1 protein-coding gene is annotated in these 1,607 nt (G+C 73.2%); it reads left to right on the top strand.

Annotation, left to right across the window (positions count from 1 at the left end; all coding sequences use genetic code 11):
- Positions 1–28: 28 nt before the first annotated feature.
- On the top strand, positions 29–1,607 hold a 1,579-nt coding region (locus ACFWVE_RS35000), incomplete at its 3' end, for a polyketide synthase dehydratase domain-containing protein (protein WP_384023296.1).

Raw genomic sequence — 1,607 nt, forward strand, 5'->3', positions numbered from 1 at the left:
GCTGGGTCCGGACGGTGTGCTCAGCGGCATGGCACGCGAGAGCGCCGGCGACGACGCCCTGCTCGTCGCACTGCTGCGCAAGGACCGCGACGAGGTCACCGTCGCCCTGACGGCGTTGGCCGAGCTGTACGTCCGTGGCGGTCACGCCGACTGGGCGACGGTGCTCGACGGGACGGGCGGTCGCCCGGTGGACCTGCCGACGTACGCCTTTCAGCACGAGTACTTCTGGCCCGTGGGATCCGCCACCGGCACCGGTGACATCCGCCTGGCAGGCCTCGGTGCCCCGGGGCATCCGCTGTTGGGCGCGGCCGTCGAACTGGCCGGCGCCGACGGAATGGTGTTCACCGGCAGGCTGTCGCTCCAGTCGCAGCCGTGGCTGGCCGACCACGCGGTGCAGGGCTCGGTACTCGTACCGGGCACGGCACTGCTGGAGCTGGCGATCCGCGCGGCCGACGAGGTCGGCTGCGACACGGTCGAGGAACTGACGCTGTCGGCTCCGCTGGTGCTGCCCGCCCACGGCGGCGCGCGCATCCAGGTCACGGTGGGCGAACCGGACGAGGCGGGCCGCCGTAGCGTCGCCGTCCACTCGCGGCACGACGGGGACGACGACCGCGGCTCCTGGACCCTGCACGCGGAAGGTGCGCTGGCCGACGAGGCGACCGCCGTACGCTCCGACTTCGACGCTTCCGTCTGGCCGCCGAAGGACGCACGCCCGGTCGACGTGACCGACTGCTACGAGCTCCTGGCCGAGGCCGGCCTTCGCTACGGTCCCGTCTTCCAGGGCCTGCGGGCCGCCTGGCGCCGGGGTGACGAGGTCTTCGCCGAGGTGGCGCTGAACGACGACGTCGACGGCGGCACCTTCGGACTGCACCCCGCACTCTTCGACGCCGCCCTGCACGCCTCCTTCGCCTTCGGCGACGACGACGGCACCGCGCCCGGCGGTGTGCCCTTCTCCTGGGAGGGCGTGCGCCTGCACGCGTCCGGCGCCTCGGCGCTGCGCGTCCGGCTGACCAGGACCGGTGACGACTCCCTGGCCGTGGAGCTGGCCGACCCGGTCGGCGCGCCCGTCGCCTCGGTGGAGTCCCTCGTCGTCCGGTCCGCTTCGGCCGCCGGCGGCGGGTCTGAGAACAGTACGAAGCCCCTCTACCACGTGGACTGGGTACCCGCCCGGGCCGTGACCGGCACCCTTTCGTCGGAACCGGTCGCACTGCTCGGCGCCGAGATCCTCGCTTCCTTTACCACCGATGTGGACCGTCTGCTCACCGCCTCCGACCTGGAGGCGCTGGCGGAGCACGACGTGCCCGGCACGGTGCTGGTCGCCGTGACGAACTGCCTTCCGGACGTCGTCGAGTCGGCGCACCAGGCGGCCGCTCGGGCCCTGGACCTCGTGCGGGACTGGCTGGCGGACGAGAGGTTTGCCGGGTCCCGTCTGATCTTCGTCGTCGGCGCGTCCGAGGGCGCCGAGGACCTGACGGACGCTCCGGTCAGGGGACTGGTGCGTTCCGCCCAGCTGGAGCATCCGGGGCGGTTCGGTCTGCTGGACGTCGAGCCGGACGCCGGGCTGTCTGCTGAGCTGCTGGGTGCGGCACTGGCGGTGGACGAGGCCG

This window comes from Streptomyces sp. NPDC058632 (assembly GCF_042717095.1).
Lineage (GTDB): Bacteria > Actinomycetota > Actinomycetes > Streptomycetales > Streptomycetaceae > Streptomyces.